Annotated in this window: 16 protein-coding genes and 1 pseudogene; 11 read left to right on the top strand and 6 right to left on the bottom strand. The window is 66.8% G+C overall.

Translation table 11 applies throughout. The features are described from left to right. Positions 1 to 14: 14 nt before the first annotated feature. From glp to U4012_RS20020, 4 genes are all read right to left on the bottom strand, one after another. A complete protein-coding gene (gene glp / locus U4012_RS20035; RefSeq protein ID WP_321800961.1) occupies positions 15 to 1,262 on the bottom strand; it encodes a gephyrin-like molybdotransferase Glp in 1,248 nt (415 codons plus the stop codon). A gap of 292 nt (positions 1,263 to 1,554) precedes the next feature. After that, the gene (thrC, locus tag U4012_RS20030; RefSeq protein ID WP_044847246.1) at positions 1,555 to 3,006 is read right to left on the bottom strand and encodes a threonine synthase; all 1,452 of its coding nucleotides are present in this window, start codon (positions 3,004 to 3,006) and stop codon (positions 1,555 to 1,557) included. 14 nt (positions 3,007 to 3,020) lie between these two features. After that, positions 3,021 to 4,349: a homoserine dehydrogenase gene (locus U4012_RS20025; protein ID WP_044847245.1), complete on the bottom strand. Its 1,329-nt coding sequence runs from the start codon at positions 4,347 to 4,349 to the stop codon at positions 3,021 to 3,023. Positions 4,350 to 4,403: 54 nt separating this feature from the next. Beyond that, positions 4,404 to 5,642 (bottom strand): pyridoxal phosphate-dependent aminotransferase, encoded by a 1,239-nt coding sequence (locus U4012_RS20020; protein ID WP_044847244.1) that lies wholly within the window; start codon positions 5,640 to 5,642, stop codon positions 4,404 to 4,406. Positions 5,643 to 5,957: 315 nt separating this feature from the next. On the opposite strand from U4012_RS20020, the gene U4012_RS20015 reads away from it, so the two are divergent. The 9 genes from U4012_RS20015 to U4012_RS19975 all read left to right on the top strand — a co-directional run bounded on the left by U4012_RS20015 (position 5,958) and on the right by U4012_RS19975 (position 14,324). After that, positions 5,958 to 6,332, top strand: coding sequence for an Mth938-like domain-containing protein (locus U4012_RS20015; protein WP_321800957.1), 375 nt, complete (start codon positions 5,958 to 5,960; stop codon positions 6,330 to 6,332). Positions 6,333 to 6,467: 135 nt separating this feature from the next. Then, a complete protein-coding gene (locus tag U4012_RS20010) occupies positions 6,468 to 8,144 on the top strand; it encodes a glycosyltransferase family 39 protein (RefSeq protein ID WP_321800955.1) in 1,677 nt (558 codons plus the stop codon). A gap of 13 nt (positions 8,145 to 8,157) precedes the next feature. Next, on the top strand, positions 8,158 to 8,529 hold the full coding sequence (locus U4012_RS20005) for an EamA family transporter (RefSeq protein ID WP_044847242.1): 372 nt from the start codon (positions 8,158 to 8,160) through the stop codon (positions 8,527 to 8,529). Between the two features lie 139 nt (positions 8,530 to 8,668). Continuing rightward, on the top strand, positions 8,669 to 9,820 hold the full coding sequence (locus U4012_RS20000; protein ID WP_321800953.1) for a DegT/DnrJ/EryC1/StrS aminotransferase family protein: 1,152 nt from the start codon (positions 8,669 to 8,671) through the stop codon (positions 9,818 to 9,820). Between the two features lie 6 nt (positions 9,821 to 9,826). Next, complete coding sequence (locus tag U4012_RS19995) at positions 9,827 to 10,849, top strand: glycosyltransferase (RefSeq protein ID WP_044847240.1); 1,023 nt, start codon at positions 9,827 to 9,829, stop codon at positions 10,847 to 10,849. Further along, complete coding sequence (locus U4012_RS19990) at positions 10,846 to 11,793, top strand: formyltransferase (protein ID WP_321800949.1); 948 nt, start codon at positions 10,846 to 10,848, stop codon at positions 11,791 to 11,793. Before U4012_RS19995 ends, U4012_RS19990 begins: the two co-directional genes overlap by 4 nt. Then, positions 11,790 to 12,845: a bifunctional UDP-4-keto-pentose/UDP-xylose synthase gene (locus U4012_RS19985; protein WP_124486274.1), complete on the top strand. Its 1,056-nt coding sequence runs from the start codon at positions 11,790 to 11,792 to the stop codon at positions 12,843 to 12,845. The genes U4012_RS19990 and U4012_RS19985 overlap by 4 nt, the downstream gene beginning before the upstream one ends. Positions 12,846 to 12,857: 12 nt before the next feature. Then, positions 12,858 to 13,754, top strand: coding sequence for a polysaccharide deacetylase family protein (locus U4012_RS19980; RefSeq protein WP_124486273.1), 897 nt, complete (start codon positions 12,858 to 12,860; stop codon positions 13,752 to 13,754). Between the two features lie 108 nt (positions 13,755 to 13,862). After that, positions 13,863 to 14,324 (top strand): peroxiredoxin, encoded by a 462-nt coding sequence (locus U4012_RS19975; RefSeq protein ID WP_124840143.1) that lies wholly within the window; start codon positions 13,863 to 13,865, stop codon positions 14,322 to 14,324. Between the two features lie 192 nt (positions 14,325 to 14,516). Here U4012_RS19975 and U4012_RS19970 read toward each other — a convergent pair. Next, positions 14,517 to 14,710 (bottom strand): annotated as a pseudogene (locus U4012_RS19970) (hypothetical protein). Here U4012_RS19970 and U4012_RS19965 point away from each other — a divergent pair. Next, a complete protein-coding gene (locus U4012_RS19965) occupies positions 14,660 to 16,480 on the top strand; it encodes a PhoH family protein (RefSeq protein ID WP_321800943.1) in 1,821 nt (606 codons plus the stop codon). The pseudogene U4012_RS19970 and the gene U4012_RS19965 overlap by 51 nt on opposite strands. Before the next feature lie 238 nt (positions 16,481 to 16,718). Continuing rightward, a complete protein-coding gene (locus U4012_RS19960; protein WP_321800941.1) occupies positions 16,719 to 17,771 on the top strand; it encodes a C40 family peptidase in 1,053 nt (350 codons plus the stop codon). A 122-nt stretch (positions 17,772 to 17,893) separates the two neighbouring features. Here the strand turns inward: U4012_RS19960 and U4012_RS19955 are convergent, their stop codons facing one another. Next, positions 17,894 to 18,904, bottom strand: coding sequence for an inorganic phosphate transporter (locus U4012_RS19955; protein ID WP_044847235.1), 1,011 nt, complete (start codon positions 18,902 to 18,904; stop codon positions 17,894 to 17,896). Positions 18,905 to 18,914 lie beyond the last annotated feature (10 nt).

Genomic DNA, 18,914 nt, shown 5'->3' with positions numbered 1-18,914 from the left:
GGGAAGCCGTCGTATTACGACAGCAGTTCGGAAAACGGAATGAAACGCACGGTCTCGCCCGCGCTGATCGCGTGCTGCGGCGGATTGTCGATCAGTCCGTCGCCCCAGACCGTCGACGTCAGCACCGCCGAGCTCTGGTTCGGGAACAGGTCGAGGCCGCCGGCCGCGTTGACGCGCGCGCGCAGGAATTCGTTGCGCCGGTCGCCCTTGCCTTGCGAGAAGTCCGCGCGCAGCGACAGCGCGCGCGGCGCGACGTCGCGCACGCCGGACAGGCGCAGCAGGAACGGCCGCACGAACAGCAGGAACGTGACGAAGCTCGACACGGGGTTGCCCGGCAGCCCGATGAAATGGGCGTCGGGACGCGCGTCGCCGCGACGCACCGCGCCGAACGCGAGCGGCTTGCCCGGCTTCATCGCGATCTGCCACAGCGCGAGCCGCCCTTCGGCCTCGACGGCCGGCTTCACGTGATCCTCGTCGCCGACCGATACGCCGCCGCTTGTCAGGATCACGTCGTGATCGCGCGCGGCCTCGCGCAGCGTGTCGCGGGTCGCCGCGAGCGAGTCGGGCACGATCCCGTAATCGGTCACGTGGCAGCCGAGCCGCTCGAGCAGCCCGCGCAGCGTGAAGCGGTTCGAGTTGTAGATCGCGCCGGGCTTCAGCGGCTCGCCCGGCATCGTCAGTTCGTCGCCGGTGAAGAACACCGCGACGCGAATCCGCCGCGCGACCGACACCCGCGCGCAGCCGACCGACGCGGCCAGCCCGAGCGCCTGCGGCGTGAGCCGCGTGCCGGACGGCAGGATCACCGAACCCTGGCGGATGTCCGCGCCCTGCGCGGTGATCCATTCACCGGCCTTCGGCGTGTGCAGGATCTCGACCGCATCGCCGTCGGCCGACGTCTGTTCCTGCATCACGACGGCGTCGGCGCCGGGCGGCACCGTCGCGCCGGTGAAGATCCGCGCGGCCGTGCCCGCCGCGAGCGGCGCGGCCGGATGGCCGGCCGGAATCCGCTGCGACACCGGCAGGCGCCGCTCGCCGTGCAGCAGGTCGGCGACGCGCACCGCATAGCCGTCCATCGCGCTCGTATGCATCGGCGGCACGTCGAGCGGCGAACTCACGTCGGCCGCCAGCACGCGGCCGAGCGCATCGAGCGTGGCGACGGTTTCGGCGCCGGGCAGCGGCTTCGCGGCTTCGAGCAGCGCGGCGAGCGCCTCGGCGGTCGACAGCATCGGCGCGCGCGGCGCCGCGGGATTCGGATTCGACATCGATGGAATCGGGGAAACGTTGGAGTCAATACGTCATTGTAGCGACGCCGTCGCGCCCACGCGCGATATGCCGGACATGCGGCAACTGTGATCGGCGCGAACACGCGGCACTGGCACTCGTTTCGATTTACTTGTTTCGATTCGCGCGCCGTCGGACGGCGCGCCCGTGCGCGGCCGCCGCCCAACCCAAACAAAACGGCCGGAACCCCGATCCGTGCGACGAATCGGCATTCCGGCCGTGCTGCGCCGCCGGGCTTGCGACCCCGCGGCACGGTGCTACCCCGGTGCTACGTCATGCGCCCGTATGCGCGACGATGAAGTCCTTCACCTGCTGCGCGTCGGCCTTCACGACCTCGAAACGCTGCGGCAGCGCCTCGAGCCCGTCGAATGCGGCCGGCCGCTCGGCCTCGCGATCGAGCGCTTCGCGGATCGTCTCGCCGAACTTGATCGGCTGGGCCGTCTCGAGCACGACCATCGGCACGCCCGCGTCGAGATGCTCGCGCGCGACCTTCACGCCGTCGGCCGTGTGCGTATCGATCATCGTGTCGTAGCGCGAGAACACGTCGCGGATCGTCGCGATACGGTCCGTGTGGCTGCTGCGGCCCGACACGAAGCCGAACTCGGCGACGCGCGCGAAATCGCCGCTCGCCGCGAGATCGAAACCACCCTTCTCCTCGACGTCGCGGAACAGCTGCATCACGCGGGCCGGATCGCGGCCGAGCAGGTCGAACACGAAGCGCTCGAAGTTCGATGCCTTCGAGATGTCCATGCTCGGGCTGCTCGTGTGATAGGTGTTTTCCGCGCTGCGCACGCGGTATGCGCCAGTGCGGAAGAACTCGTCGAGCACGTCGTTCTCGTTGGTCGCGACCACGAGCTTCGCGATCGGCAGGCCCATCATCCGCGCGATGTGACCCGCGCAGACGTTGCCGAAGTTGCCCGACGGCACCGTAAACGACACGCGCTCGTCGTTCGACGTCGTCGCCGCGAAATAGCCCTTGAAGTAGTACACGACCTGCGCGACGACGCGCGCCCAGTTGATCGAGTTGACCGTGCCGATCTTCTGTTGCGCCTTGAACGCGTGATCGTTCGAGACAGCCTTCACGATGTCCTGGCAGTCGTCGAACACGCCTTCGACCGCGAGGTTGAAGATGTTCGGATCCTGCAGGCTGAACATCTGGGCGGTCTGGAACGCGCTCATCTTCTTGTGCGGCGACAGCATGAACACGCGCACACCTGCCTTGCCGCGCATCGCGTACTCGGCCGCGCTGCCGGTGTCGCCCGACGTCGCGCCGAGGATGTTCAGCGCTTCGCCGTGCTTCGCGAGCGTGTACTCGAACAGGTTGCCGAGCAGCTGCATCGCCATGTCCTTGAACGCGAGCGTCGGGCCGTTCGACAGTTCGAGCAGCGACAGCGCCGCGCCGTTCTCGGTGCCGAGCGTCTTCAGCGGCGTGATGTCGGACGCGTTCTCGCCGTGGCGCGTGTTGCTGTATACGGCGGCCGTATAGGTGCGGCGCGTGATCGCGCGCAGGTCGTCGGCCGGCACGTCGTCGCAGAACTTCGACAGGATCTCGAACGCGAGATCCGCGTACGGCAGCGTGCGCCAGCGCGCGAGTTCGTCGGCCGACACCTGCGGGTACTCGGCCGGCAGGTACAGCCCGCCGTCCTTCGCAAGGCCGCCGAGCAGGATGTCGGAGAACGTGTGGCGCTCGCCGATGCCGGCACCGCGCGTGGAGATGTAGTTCATGTCGTTCCTGGTCCTCAGTTCAGCGCTTCCATGCGCAGCTTCGTCACCTTCGAGACCACTGTCGCGAGGCTCTCGATCTGCGCGATCGCCGCGTTCACGTGCTTCTCGAGCGTCTCGTGCGTGATCAGGATGATGTCGGTTTCGCCGTTCGCGTCGTCGACCTGCTCCGATTCCTTCTGCAGCAGCGCGTCGATCGAGATGCCCGTGGCGGCGAGGATGCGCGTGATGTCCGCGAGCACGCCGGTCTGGTCGGCCACGCGCAGGCGCAGGTAGTAGCCGCTCGTCACTTCCTCGATCGGCAGGATCGGCGTGTTCGACAGGCTGTCCGGCTGGAACGCGAGATGCGGCACGCGATGCTCGGGGTCGGCCGTGTGCAGGCGCGTGACGTCGACGAGATCCGCGACGACCGCCGACGCGGTCGGTTCCGCGCCCGCGCCCTTGCCGTAGTACAGCGTCGTGCCGACCGCGTCGCCGTGCACGACGACCGCGTTCATCGCGCCCTCGACGTTCGCGAGCAGGCGCTTCTCCGGAATCAGCGTCGGGTGCACGCGCAGCTCGATGCCCTTTTCGGCGCGGCGCGCGATGCCGAGCAGCTTGATCCGGTAACCGAGCTCTTCCGCGTAGCGGATGTCGGTCGCGTCGAGCTTGCTGATGCCTTCGACGTAGGCGCGGTCGAACTGGACCGGCACGCCGAACGCGATCGCGCTCATGATGGTCGCCTTGTGCGCGGCGTCGACGCCTTCGATGTCGAAGGTCGGATCGGCTTCCGCATAGCCGAGCTCCTGCGCGGCCTTCAGCGCGGTCGCGAAGTCGAGGCCGCGGTCGCGCATTTCCGACAGGATGTAGTTCGTCGTGCCGTTGATGATGCCGGCGATGTACTGGATGCGGTTCGCGGTCAGGCCTTCGCGCAGCGCCTTGATGATCGGGATGCCGCCGGCGACGGCCGCCTCGAACGCGACCATCACGCCCTTCTCGCGCGCGGCCTCGAAGATCTCGGTGCCGTGCACCGCGAGCAGCGCCTTGTTCGCCGTCACGACGTGCTTGCCGTTCGCGATCGCGCGCAGCACGAGCTCGCGTGCGATGCCCGTACCGCCGATCATCTCGGCGATGATCGAGATCGACGGATCGTCGACGACCGCGTTGAAATCGTCGGTGATCTGCGCGGCGCCGGCGTTACCGCCGAGTGCGGCCTGCGCCTTGGCCGGATTGCGCACGGCAATGCGCGCGATCTCGATGCCGCGCCCCGCGCGTCGCTTGATTTCTTCCTGGTTGCGGTGCAGCACCGTGAAGGTGCCGCTGCCGACGGTGCCGAAGCCCAACAGGCCAACTTTGATCGGTTCCATGCTGCGTGTGATCGATGAGTAAGAATTGAATGAATGCCGGGGGACGCTGTCCGCTCAGACCGAATGACGCTTGCGGTAGCCGTCGAGGAAGCGCGCGATCCGGTTGATCGAATCGGTCAGGTCGTCGAGGTTCGGCAGGAAGACCACGCGGAAGTGATCCGGCGCCGCCCAGTTGAAGCCCGTCCCCTGCACGAGCAGCACGCGTTCCTCGAGCAACAGGTCGAGGATGAACTGCTGGTCGTTCTGGATCGGATAAAGCTTCGGATCGAGGCGCGGGAACATGTACAGCGCGGCCTGCGGCTTCACGCAGGTCACGCCGGGAATCGACGTGAGCATGTCGTATGCGAGTTCGCGCTGCTTGAAGAGGCGGCCGCTCGGCACGATCAGCTCGTTGATGCTCTGGTAGCCGCCGAGCGCGGTCTGGATCGCGAACTGCCCGGGCACGTTCGCGCACAGGCGCATCGACGACAGGATCCCGAGGCCTTCCAGGTAATCCTTCGCGCGCCGGCGGTTGTCGCCGCCGAGGCCCGACACGGCCATCCAGCCCGCGCGGTAGCCGCACGAGCGATAGCTTTTCGACAGGCTGTTGAACGTGACGGTGATCACGTCTTCCGACAGCGAGCCCAGCGCCGTGTGCTCGAGCCCGTCGTAGACGATCTTGTCGTAGACCTCGTCGGCGAACACGATCAGCCCGTGCTGACGCGCGATCTCGAGCAGCTCGAGCAGCAATTCGTCGGAATAAAGCGCGCCGGTCGGGTTGTTCGGGTTGATCACGACGATCGCCTTGGTATTCGGCGTGATCTTGCGGCGGATGTCGTCGAGGTCGGGCATCCACGCGTTCTGCTCGTCGCACACGTAGTGCACGGGCGTGCCGCCCGACAGGCTCACGGCGGCCGTCCACAGCGGGTAGTCGGGCGCCGGCAGCAGCACTTCGTCGCCGTCGTTCAGCAGCGCCTGGGTCGCCATCACGATCAGTTCGGACGCGCCGTTGCCGATGTAGATGTCGTCGAGGCCAACGCCCACGACGCCCTTTTCCTGCGTGTAGTGCATCACGGCCTTGCGGGCCGAGAACACGCCCTTCGAATCCGAATAGCCGGACGACGCCGGCAGGTTGCGGATCATGTCCTGGATGATTTCGTCCGGCGCGTCGAAACCGAACGGCGCGAGGTTGCCGATGTTCAGCTTGATGATGCGGTGGCCTTCTTCCTCGAGGCGCTTCGCGTGCTCGAGCACCGGGCCACGGATGTCGTAGCAGACGTTGAGCAGCTTGTTCGACTTCTGAATCGGTTTCACGACGACACGGTTCCTGGGTTGGCCTTGCGGCCGGGGGACGGGATCAAAACTGGAGAGCGGCTGGTCTATGCGCGCTGTCTAGACTGGGGAAAATGCGGGCAGTCGGACGCGGCTTGTGGCGACGCACGATGCAAGTGGCGCCCGGGGGCGACCAAAAAGTTATAATTTAGCGGATTTTGGCCAACTTTCGCAATGCACCATGGCCGCTCCGGGCCCGCGCCGTCAGGCGTCCCGCGTGCGCCGGTCGCGAAACGGCCGCCCGGGCCCGTGCGGCCCTTGCCAGACCTTCCCTCCACGGAACCGCGGAATACCGATTTGAAACTGCACCAGGACACGAGCGGCGCGCTCAACACCGTCACCGGCTACGGCCCCGATTATGTCGACGTCAACCTCCAACGCCACGAAGGGAGCGTCATCGTGCTGCCCGGCGCACCGGTGCGGGACTGGCCCGTGTCGTCGTTCGACGCGCTCGCGCCCGAGCATTTCGCGATGCTGCTCGACCCGGCCCCCGAACTCGTGATCTTCGGCAGCGGCGCGCGGCTGCGCTTCCCGCACCCGCGCCTCGTGGCCGCGCTGACGGTCAAGCGGATCGGCGTCGAGACGATGGATTTCCAGGCCGCCTGCCGGACCTACAACATCCTGATGGCCGAGGGCCGCAAAGTGGCCGCCGCGCTCTTAATTGAACGTTAATCCCCGATGCGGTAAAACTCGGGCCGGCACACCGGGTCGATCCCCGGATCATCACGCGGATCGGCAACCGGCAAGCCGGCCGCCGCCGGCGCGACCCGCCGGCGGCGCTTACAACAACCAACAGGCTGAAAATTCATGAACGATACGCCGTCGAGGCTACCGCTCAATCGCATCACGCTCGTCCTCCTGCTCGTCGCGCTCGCGATCGTCTGGTTCGCGCCGCTCGGGCTGCGCCACCTGATCCCGAGCGACGAAGGCCGCTACGCGGAAATGGCGCGGGAAATGTTCGTCACCGGCGACTGGATCACGCCGCGCTACAACGGCTACAAGTATTTCGAGAAGCCGCCGCTGCAGACCTGGCTGAACGCGCTGACGTTCGCCTGGTTCGGCATCGGCGAATGGCAGGCGCGCCTGTACACGGGCCTCGCCAGCTTCGCCGGCGTGCTGCTGGTCGGCTTCACGGGCGCGCGCCTGTTCAACCCGCTGTCCGGCTTGCTCGCGGCCATCGTGCTCGCGTGCTCGCCGTACTGGAACCTGATGGGCCACTTCAACGCGCTCGACATGGGACTCGCGTTCTGGATGGCGCTGTCGCTCTGCTCGCTGCTGCTCGCGCAGCGGCCCGGGCTGCCGGCGGGCGCGGTGCGCGGCTGGATGTGGGCGTGCTGGGCCGCGATGGCGTTCGCCGTACTGTCCAAGGGCCTCGTCGGCCTGATCCTGCCCGGCGCCGTGCTCGTGCTCTACACGCTGATCGCCCGCGACTGGGCGCTGTGGAAGCGGCTCTACCTGGTCAGCGGCCTTGTGATCTTCTTCGCGATCGTCACGCCGTGGTTCGTGCTCGTCCAGCAGCGCAACCCCGAGTTCTTCAACTTCTTCTTCATCGTCCAGCAGTTCCGCCGCTACCTGACCCCGGAACAGAACCGCCCGGGCCCGTTCTACTATTTCGTGCCGGTGCTGCTGGTCGGCTTCCTGCCGTGGCTGTCGGTCGCGTGGCAGAGCATCCGCCATGCGCTGCGGATGCCGCGCCAGCCGAACGGCTTCTCGCCGATGCTCGTGCTGCTGATCTGGAGCGCGTTCATCTTCCTGTTCTTCAGCACGTCGCACTCGAAGCTGATCTCGTACGTGCTGCCGGTCGCGCCGGCGCTCGCGCTGATCATCGGCGCGTACCTGCCGCTGATGAGCGCCGACCGGTTCCGCCGCCACCTGCTCGGCTACCTCGTGTTCTTCGTCGTCGCGGCGTTCGGGATCATCTTCCTCTCGTATCAGGGCGACGCCCGCACGCCGAACGCGCTGTATCGTGCGTTCCAGGTGTGGCTGTACGCGGGCCTCGCGGTCGCGGGCGCGCTGACGCTCGCGGCCGCCTGGCTGAACCGCCGCGTGGGCGTCGCGGCCGCGATCACCGCGTTCGGCGCCGCGTGGCTCGCGTTCGGCACGATCGGCGGCACCGGTCACGACGAATTCGGCCGCTACAGCTCGGGCGCGCTGCTCGCGCCCGCCGTGCGCGCCGAACTGGCGAAGCTGCCGCCCGACACGCCGTTCTACTCGATCGAGATGCTCGATCACACGTTCCCGTTCTATATGGGCCACACGACGATCATGGTCCAGCGCCAGGACGAGCTCGCATTCGGCATCTCGGTCGAGCCGGACAAGTGGATCCCGACCGTCGACCAATGGATCGAACGCTGGAAGCAGGACACCCATGCGCTCGCGATCATGCCGCCCGGCCAGTACGACACGCTGGTCAGGCAAGGCGTGCCGATGCGCGTGATCGCGCGCGACAACCGCCGCGTGATCGTCGAGAAACCGCAATCGTAAGGACGCCCGCCGCATGAATCCCGTTTCGTTCGTCTGCATCATCACCGGCGTGATGCTCAACGCCTGTGCGCAACTTCTGCTGAAAGCCGGCGTCAACGCCGTTGGACACTTCGAATTCAGCCGTGCGAACATCCTGCCGGTCGGCCTGAAGATCGCGACCCAGCTGCCGATCATCGGCGGCCTCGGCTGCTACGTGCTGAGCGTCGTCGTCTGGATTGTCGGGCTGTCGCGGGTCGACGTGTCGATCGCCTACCCGATGCTGTCGCTCGGCTACGTGGTCAACGCGTTCGCCGCCTGGTACCTGTTCGGCGAGGTGCTGTCGGTCCAGCGGCTGGTCGGCATCGGCATCATCCTGATCGGCGTGCTCGTGCTCGCGCGCAGTTGAGCGCGCCCGGCCGGCCCGGCGGGCATTAAGCGTCCGCCTACAAAAAATCACGGTACGAATCCGGCAACCGGTGTTTAATGCCGGTTTCGGGCCGGATCGCCCGACCCCTTTATTACACGCCATTACAGGCAAAGTGTTCATGAGCCAGACTACCGCTCCGTTCCTGCCGTTCACCCGCCCCGAAATCGACGAGGAAACCATCCAGGGCGTCGTCGACGTGCTGCGCTCGGGCTGGATCACCACCGGCCCGCAGAGCCAGAAGTTCGAAGCCGCGCTGTCCGAGTACTGCGGCGGCCGTCCGGTCCGCGCGTTCAATTCGGGCACCTGCACGCTCGAGATCGGCCTGCGCATCGCGGGCGTCGGCCCCGGCGACGAGGTGATCACGACGCCGGCGTCGTGGGTGTCGACCAGCAACGTGATCCTCGAGACGGGCGCGACGCCCGTGTTCGCCGACATCGACCCCGTCACGCGCAACATCGACCTCGACAAGCTCGAGCAGGCGATCACGCCGCGCACGAAGGCGCTCATCCCGGTCTACCTGGCCGGCCTGCCGGTCGACATGGACCGCCTGTACGCGATTGCGCGCGCACACAACCTGCGCGTGATCGAGGACGCCGCGCAGGCGCTCGGCTCGACGTGGCAAGGCAAGCGCATCGGCGCGATCGGCGACATCGTGTCGTTCAGCTTCCACGCGAACAAGAACCTGACGACGATCGAAGGCGGCGCGCTCGTGCTGAACGACGAGGACGAGGCGACGCTCGCGCAGAAGTACCGGCTGCAGGGCATCACGCGCACCGGCTTCGACGGGATGGACTGCGACGTGCTCGGCGGCAAGTACAACCTGACCGATGTCGCCGCGCGCGTCGGCCTCGGCCAGCTGCCGCACCTCGAGCGCTTCACCGCGCAGCGCCGCGCACTCGCGCGCGCGTATTTCGCCGCGCTCGACGGCGGTGCGGCCGTGCAGCTCGGGCTCGGCCTGCCCGTCGCCGATTTCGAGAACAGCAACTGGCACATGTTCCAGGTCACGCTGCCGCTCGACCGGCTGTCGATCTCGCGCGCCGATTTCATGGCGCAGATGAAGGAGCGCGGCATCGGCACGGGCGTCCACTACCCGGCCATCCATCTTTTCACGCTGTATCGTGCGCGCGGCTTCAAGGAGGGCATGTTCCCCCACGCCGAACGATACGGCGCATCGACCGTCACGCTGCCGCTCTTCACGCAGATGACGGAAGACGACGTGCGTCGCGTGGCCGACGCCATCAACCAGATTTGCGAACAATACGGAAAATAAGCGTACATGAATCACCTTGAAGCACGCGCCGGGCATCCGGGGGCCGCGAACCCGGAGGTATCGGTCATCATTCCCGTGTACAACGAGGAAGACGGCCTGGCCGCATTGTTCGCGCGGCTCTACCCGGCACTCGACGCACTCGGCACGTCGTACGAAGTGATCCTGATCAACGACGGCAGCCGCGACCGCTCGGCCGCGATGCTGGCGGACCAGTTCCACGTGCGCCCCGACACGACGCGTGTCGTGCTGCTCAACGGCAACTACGGCCAGCACATGGCGATCCTCGCCGGCTTCGCGCAGTCGCGCGGCGAGATCGTCATCACGCTCGACGCCGACCTGCAGAACCCGCCCGAGGAAATCGGCAAGCTGATCGCGAAGATGCGCGAAGGCTACGACTACGTGGGCTCGATCCGCAAGCAGCGTCAGGACAGCCTGTGGCGCCGCAAGGCGTCGCAGATGATGAACCGGCTGCGCGAGCGCATCACCCGGATCAAGATGACCGACCAGGGCTGCATGCTGCGCGCGTACAGCCGCCGCATCATCGACACGATCAACGTGTGCGGCGAAGTCAACACGTTCATCCCCGCGCTGGCCTACACGTTCGCGCAGAAACCGACCGAAATCGAGGTCGCGCACGAGGAACGCTTCGCGGGCGAGTCGAAGTACTCGCTGTACAGCCTGATCCGGCTGAACTTCGACCTCGTGACGGGCTTCTCGGTCGTGCCGCTGCAGTGGCTGTCGTTCATCGGCGTGATCCTGTCGCTCGGCTCCGCCGCGCTGTTCGTGCTGCTGCTCGTGCGCCGCTTCATCGTCGGCGCGGAAGTGCAAGGCGTGTTCACGCTGTTCGCGATCACGTTCTTCCTGCTCGGCGTGATCATCTTCGCGCTCGGCCTGCTCGGCGAATACGTCGGCCGCATCTACCAGCAGGTGCGTGCACGGCCGCGCTACCTGATCCAGGCCGTGCTCGAACAGCACGACGGCATGCCGGCGGTGCCGGCCCCCGCGAGCCGCACGGGGACGTCGCAATGAAGCCGCGCGCCGTCGTCTTCGCGTATCACAACGTCGGCGTGCGCTGCCTGCAGGTGCTGCTGGCACGCGGCGTCGACGTCGCGCTCGTCGTCACGCACGAGGACAACCCGAACGAGAACATCTGGTTCGGCAGCGTCGCATCGGTGGCCGCCGAGCACGGGATCCCGGTCGTCACGCCGGCCGACCCCGCCGATCCGGCACTGCGCCGCGCGGTATCCGACGCGCGGCCCGAGTTCGTCTTCTCGTTCTACTACCGCCACATGCTGCCGGTGGACCTGCTCGCGATCGCGCCGCGCGGCGCGTACAACATGCACGGTTCGCTGCTGCCGAAATACCGGGGTCGGGTTCCGACCAACTGGGCCGTGCTGAACGGCGAAACGGAAACCGGCGCGACGCTGCACGAGATGGCCGCGAAGCCCGATGCGGGCGCGATCATCGGCCAGACCGCCGTGCCGATCCTGCCGGACGACACGGCCGCGCAGGTGTTCGACAAGGTGACGGTCGCCGCCGAGCAGACGCTCTGGCGCGTGTTGCCCGCGCTGCTCGCGGGCGAGGCGCCGCACCTGCCGAACGATCTCGCGAACGGCAGCTACTACGGCGGGCGCAAGCCGGAGGACGGCCGCGTCGACTGGTCGAAGCCGGCCGCGCAGGTCTACAACCTGGTACGCGCGGTCGCGCCCCCGTATCCGGGCGCGTTCACCGACGTCGCCGGCACGCGTTTCGTGATCGCCCGCGCGCGCCTCGCGGCGCCCGGCAGCGCCGCCGCCGCGGCCGCAGCGGATTTGCCGCCCGGCCTGCACGTAAGCGATAATGCGCTATTCGGCGTCTGCGGCGACAGCCGCGCCCTATCCATTCTCGAGCTGTGGCAGCAGCGCGACGGCAGCGAAACCGTCGTGACGCCCGCGGAATTCGCGCAGTTCATTCATTCTTCCCGTCATTCATGAAAGCAAAAAAAGTCCTGATCCTGGGTGTGAACGGCTTCATCGGCCATCACCTGTCGAAGCGCATTCTTGAAACCACCGATTGGGAAGTGTTCGGCATGGACATGCAGACCGATCGGCTGGGCGACCTCGTCAACCACGAGCGGATGCACTTCTTCGAAGGCGACATCACGATCAACAAGGAGTGGGTCGAGTATCACGTGAAGAAGTGCGACGTGATCCTGCCGCTCGTCGCGATCGCGACGCCCGCGACCTACGTCCAGCAGCCGCTGCGCGTGTTCGAGCTCGACTTCGAGGCGAACCTGCCGATCGTGCGTTCGGCCGTCAAGTACGGCAAGCACCTCGTGTTCCCGTCGACCTCCGAGGTCTACGGCATGTGCTCGGACGAGCAGTTCGACCCGGACGCATCGGCGCTCACCTACGGCCCGATCAACAAGCCGCGCTGGATCTACGCCTGCTCGAAGCAGCTGATGGACCGCGTGATCTGGGGCTACGGGATGGAAGGCCTGAACTTCACGCTGTTCCGTCCGTTCAACTGGATCGGCCCGGGCCTGGACTCGATCTACACGCCGAAGGAAGGCAGCTCGCGCGTCGTCACGCAGTTCCTCGGCCACATCGTGCGCGGCGAGAACATCAGCCTCGTCGACGGCGGCTCGCAGAAGCGCGCGTTCACCGACATCGACGACGGCATCAGCGCGCTGATGAAGATCATCGACAACAAGAACGGCGTCGCGTCGGGCAAGATCTACAACATCGGGAATCCGAAGAATAATTTCTCGGTTCGCGAACTCGCGCACAAGATGCTCGAACTGGCCGCCGAGTACCCGGAATACGCCGGCTCCGCGAAGCAGGTGCAACTCGTCGAAACGACGTCGGGCGCCTACTACGGCAATGGCTACCAGGACGTGCAGAACCGCGTGCCGAAGATCGACAACACGATGCAGGAGCTCGCCTGGGCGCCGCAATCGACGTTCGACGACGCACTGCGCAAGATCTTCGAAGCGTATCGCGGCCATGTCGCCGATGCGCGCGCGCTGGTCGAGCAGCAGAACTGACGGGACGCTCGCTTGGCTCGTATCGTCCTCAAGATCGACGTCGACACGCTGCGCGGCACGCGCGAAGGCGTGCCGAACCTCGCGCGCATCTTCGACCGCTTCAGCGCGCGCGCGACCTTCCTCTTCAGCCTCGGGCCCGATCACACGGGCTGGGCGCTGCGGCGCGTGTTCCGCCCCGGCTTCCTGAAGAAGGTGTCGCGCACGTCGGTGGTCGAGCACTACGGCGTGAAGCAGCTGATGTACGGCGTGCTGCTGCCGGGCCCCGACATCGGCCGCCGCGCGATCGCCGACATGCGCGCGATCCACGAGGCCGGCTTCGAATGCGGGATCCATACGTGGGATCACGTGTACTGGCAGGACAACGTGCGCGTGCGCGATCGCGACTGGACCGCGCGTGAAATGCAGAAGAGCCACGCGCGCTTCGTCGACGTCTTCGGCGCGCCGCCCGCAACGCACGGCGCGGCCGGCTGGCAGATGAACGACGCGGCGTTCGAGCAGATCGACGCATGGGGGATGCGCTACGCATCCGACGGCCGCGGCCATTCGCCGTATCTGCCCGTGGTCGGCGGCCGCACGCTGTCGCACGTGCAGATGCCGACCACGTTGCCGACCCTCGACGAAGTGCTCGGCATCGACGGCATCGACACGCACAACGTCGCCGCGCACATCCTGAAGTTCACGGAAACCAATCCGCACGACCAGGTGTTCACGCTGCATGCGGAACTGGAAGGCCAGAAGCTCGCGCCGGTATTCGAGCAGCTGCTCGCCGGCTGGCGCGCACAGGGCCATACGTTTGCGACGATGGGCGACTACCACGCGACGCTGGACCGCGACTCGCTGCCATCGTACCCTGTCACGTGGGGCGAGATTCCCGGCCGCTCCGGCGAGCTGATCGTCCAGCCCGACTGAGTTCGCGCGCGCCCGCGCCGCCTGCCCTGCCCTTGCGGCGTGCCGCCGCGACGCCCCGCCGAACCGCGCCGCCCGAGCGGCGCCTTTCCATAACAACAGGAGAAACACGTGTCCGTCGAAGTTGACCGTCAAGTTCCCGATTTCACCGCACCGGCGACGGGCGGCGACATTTCGCTGTCCGACCTCAAGGGCAAGAAGCTCGTCCTGTATTTCTATCCGAAGGACAACACGCCGGGCTGCACCACCGAAGGCCTGCAGTTCCGCGATCTCTATCCGAAGTTCAAGAAGGCCGGCGCCGAAGTCATCGGCGTGTCGCGCGACAGCCTGCGCTCGCATGACAATTTCAAGGCGAAGCTCGAACTGCCGTTCCCGCTGATTTCCGATGCCGACGAGGCGCTGTGCGCGCTGTTCGATGTCGTCAAGATGAAGAAAATGTATGGCAAGGAAGTGCGCGGAATCGAGCGTTCGACGTTCCTGATCGACGCCGACGGCGTGCTTCGCCAGGCATGGCGCGGCATCAAGGTACCCGGTCACGTGGACGACGTGCTAAGTGCTGTACAAGCGCTTTGAGGCGCGTTATATTGGGCCGCAATGAATGCCAGTTCGCTCCATATTTCTCGTAGCTGCGCCGGTGCCCGTTGCGATGCTTTCCGGCACCTGACGCGCATCACGACGGTATCAGCCAGCCGCATGTCCCGGTCCACGGGGCAGCGGCTTTTTTTATGGACTGCGCGCCGGCTCTCGGTCCGGCCCCTCACCCCGTCAAGGAGCTGATCGACACTTAGGCGAACCGGCTAGACGAAATTCCTGTGCGCCACCGCGCGCAAACTGCATGCACCTTCCACGTCACGCAGGATGCGATCAGCGGCGCACGCCATGCGACACGATTCCTCCCGAGGGACACCATGCCTTTGCCTACTGCCCCCAGCAAGCTCGGCAGCCTGCTGCCGCCCGATGAATACAAGGCGAAAGCGCGGCCCGCGAAAGCCGCGAAGAAATCCGCCGAAGGGGACGCCTCCACAGCCGGAGAATATGGCCCGGCCAGCGTGGCCCAACCGATGACCGAAGCCGCGAACACGGCCGCGCCGCTGCGCGCCGTCGCGGCGTCGACGCAAGAAGCCGCTGGCACGCCCGCCCGCGGTCGCAAGACCAGACAGACGGCCGCATTGCTGCAGCCGATGCCGGCACCGGCCGAACCGGCGGCACCCGCTGCCCCCGCCGCGCCGGTCGTCGCACGCAACGACAAGCCCGCGGCCGGCAAGCCGACCACCGCGAGCGCACGCGATGCCGGCGCCGCGACGAAGTCGCGCAGCCGCAAGCCGGCCGAAGCCGAATTGCAGAAGCTGTTCGTGCTCGACACGAACGTGCTGATGCACGACCCGAGCAGCCTCTTCCGCTTCGAGGAACACGACGTCTATCTGCCGATGATGACGCTCGAGGAACTCGACAACCACAAGAAGGGGATGTCCGAAGTCGCGCGCAACGCGCGCCAGGTGAGCCGCACGCTCGACGCGCTGGTCGCCGACGTCGGCCCGATCTCCGACGGCATTCCGCTGTCGCGTCTCGGCAGCCGCGAGGCGCTCGGCCGCCTCTACTTCCAGACCAGGCTCGCGGACATCGCGCCGGTCGAAGGCCTGCCCGCAGGCAAGGCCGACAACCAGATCCTCGGCGTCGTGCGCGCGCTGCAGCGCGACCGGCCGGACCGCCAGGTCGTGCTGGTGTCGAAAGACATCAACATGCGCATCAAGGCGCATGCGCTCGGCCTGCCCGCGGAAGACTACTTCAACGACCAGGTCCTCGAGGACAAGGATCTCCTCTATAGCGGCGTGCGCGAATTGCCGCAGGACTTCTGGACGAAACACGCGAAGGGGATGGAGAGCTGGCAGGACACGAAGACGGGCACCACGTACTATCGCGTGACGGGCCCGCTCTGCGGGTCGATGCTCGTCAACGAGTTCGTCTATCTCGAGCCGCAGAACGGCGAGCCGACGTTCCACGCGATCGTGCGCGAGCTGAACGGCAAGACGGCGCTGCTGCAGACGCTGCGCGACTACAGCCATCACAAGAACAACGTGTGGGGCATCACCGCGCGCAACCGCGAGCAGAACTTCGCGCTGAACCTGCTGATGAACCCCGAGATCGACTTCGTCACGCTGCTCGGCCAGGCCGGCACCGGCAAGACGCTCGTCGCGCTCGCGGCCGGCCTCGCGCAGGTGCTCGACGACAAGCGCTACAACGAGATCATCGTGACGCGCGCGACCGTGCCCGTCGGCGAGGACATCGGTTTCCTGCCCGGCACCGAGGAAGAGAAGATGCAGCCGTGGATGGGTGCATTCGACGACAACCTCGAAGTGCTGCAGAAAACCGACGACGCAGCCGGCGAATGGGGCCGTGCCGCGACGCAGGAGCTGATCCGTTCACGCCTGAAGGTGAAGAGCATGAACTTCATGCGCGGCCGCACGTTCGTCGACAAGTACCTGATCATCGACGAAGCGCAGAACCTGACGCCGAAACAGATGAAGACGCTCGTGACGCGCGCGGGCCCCGGCACGAAGATCGTGTGCCTCGGCAACATCGCGCAGATCGACACGCCTTACCTGACCGAAGGCAGCTCGGGCCTGACCTACGTCGTCGACCGCTTCAAGGGCTGGGGCCACAGCGGCCACGTGACGCTCGCGCGCGGCGAACGCTCGCGGCTCGCCGACTACGCGTCGGACATCCTGTAACGCGATACGCCGGCTGCCGCCGGCCTCCGACGCCACGCGGCGCTCCGGTTTCCGGAGCGCCGTTTTCATTTTTGGGGTCGAAAACGGTGGTCATGCTTCGTTACGCAACAACCTCACTTACACGCGAAACTTCAAGTAAATTCTCAGGAATGGTTGCCTAAGCCCCGCCGGAACGTCTACCATCGGGTCTGTCTGTTGTCATACGATTCGCGAGCGCGCTGCGCTCGTCCGCCTTGTCATGCTTCGAATCTGGGTTCCCGTCGCCGTCGTTTCACTGCTCGCGGCCTGCTCCAGCGTGCCGCCGCAGTCGGCCTCGCGCACCTCCGGCATGAAGATCACGACGCCGCGCGCCTTCCCGGCACCCGCCAATTTCCCGAAATTCGTCGACCACAGCGTCGGCCAGGAAGAGATCTCGATCCAGGCGATGAGCCTCGTCGGCGTGCCGTACCGCTGGGGCGGCAACACGCCGACGAGCGGCTTCGACTGCAGCGGCCTGGTGCGTTACGTGATCGGCCGCGCGGCCGACGTGGACCTGCCGCGCACGACCGCCGACATGAGCAACCGCGGCGTGTCGATCGACCCCGACCAGGTCGCGCCGGGCGACCTGATCTTCTTCAATACGACCGGACGCCCGCATTCGCACGTCGGCATCTATGTCGGCAAGCTGCGTTTCGTCAACGCGCCGTCGACCGGCGGCACCGTGCGGCTCGACTACCTGACGAACCCGTACTGGGCCAAGCGCTTCGACGGCATTCGCCGCGTCGCGCCGCCGCGCGGTGCGCCCGGGCCGTTCGATGCGCCGACCTACGAGGCGCGGCGCGATGCGCCGGCGGCGCCTGTCGTCGCGGCAGCCGCGTCGCGACGGCCTGCCTCTGCGTATGCCGCGTCTCAGGCGGGCGTCGCGCCGTCGCCCGCTCCGGTCGTCTCGACCGCGGCGGTTGCCCCGACGGCCGCGGCAACCGCCCCCGCCGCCGATCCGTACGAACCGCCGCCGCGCGTGCTGACCGCGCAGCAGCAGGCAACGTCCGTGAATGGCGACATGATCGCCACGACGGCGAATCCGGGGCCGACTGGCCCCACCGAGACCGGCACGCAGATTCCGACCACCGCGCTGACGGCCGCCCAGGCTGCCGCGTTCGACGCGGAACCGCCGCCCGCGGCCGCCGCGCCGTCGCTGCGCGACACCGAGCCCGTGCAGGTGTTGCGCGCTTCGACGCAATCCGCGCCGGTCAGCCCGCGCACCGCCACCGCCGACGATCCGATCGCCCGCTTCGCGAACGGCAGTTACTGATCCGGCGCATCCCCGGCGGCGGCCCCGCAGTGCGCCGCCCCTTTCCCGACCGCGCAAAGAAAATGCGCCGCAACCTTTTCGGTGTGCGGCGCATTGCGCGTATCGATCCGGCAGCGTCGATATCAGAAGATCTGGTGCCCGAGCCACCATCCGCCGGCCGCGAACAGCGCGGCCGCCGGCAGCGTCAGCACCCACGCCCAGACGATGTTGCCGGCGACGCCCCAGCGGACGGCCGACAGCTTCTGCGTGGCGCCGACACCGACGATCGCACCGGTGATCGTGTGCGTGGTCGACACCGGAATGCCGAGGAACGACGCGATGAACAGCGTGATCGCCCCGCCGCTTTCGGCACAGAAACCGCCGACCGGCTTGAGCTTCGTGATCTTCTGGCCCATCGTGCGCACGATGCGCCAGCCGCCGAACAGCGTGCCGAGCCCCATCGACAGGTAGCACGCGCCGATCACCCACGCGGGCGGCGCATCGGACGTCGCCGACGCATAGCCCGACGCGATCAGCAGCATCCAGATGATGCCGATCGTCTTCTGTGCGTCGTTGCCGCCGTGGCCCAGGCTGTACAGGCCGGCCGACAGCAGCTGGAGCCGCCGGAAGCGCCGGTCGACCTTGCTGGGCGCGGTGCGGAAATACAGCCACGACACGCCGAGCATGAACAGCGAGCCGAGGATGAAGCCGAGCAGCGGCGAAATGAAGATGAACGCAATCGTCTTCAGCAGACCGTCGATGTTCAGCGAGCTCCAGCCCGACTTCGCGAGCGCCGCGCCGACGAGGCCGCCGATCAGCGCGTGCGACGAGCTCGACGGAATCCCGTAGTACCACGTGATCACGTTCCAGCCGATCGCACCGACCAGCGCGCCGAACACGACATAGTGGTCGACGATCTCGGGATCGATCGTGCCTTTACCGACCGTCTGCGCGACTTTCAGGTGAAAGATGAAATACGCGATGACGTTGAACGCGGCCGCGAACACCACGGCTTGCTGGGGCTTCAGCACCCCGGTCGACACGACGGTGGCGATCGAGTTCGCCGCGTCGTGGAAGCCGTTCATGAAGTCGAATACGAGCGCGACGAGCACCAGCGTCGCGACCATCCATAGGGCGAGTTGTATCGAATGCATCGTGGTCCGC

The organism is Burkholderia sp. BCC1988 (assembly GCF_905339895.1).
GTDB lineage: Bacteria > Pseudomonadota > Gammaproteobacteria > Burkholderiales > Burkholderiaceae > Burkholderia.
Note: the sequence above shows the minus strand (reverse complement) of the source record. Positions and strands in the feature narration are given on the sequence as shown.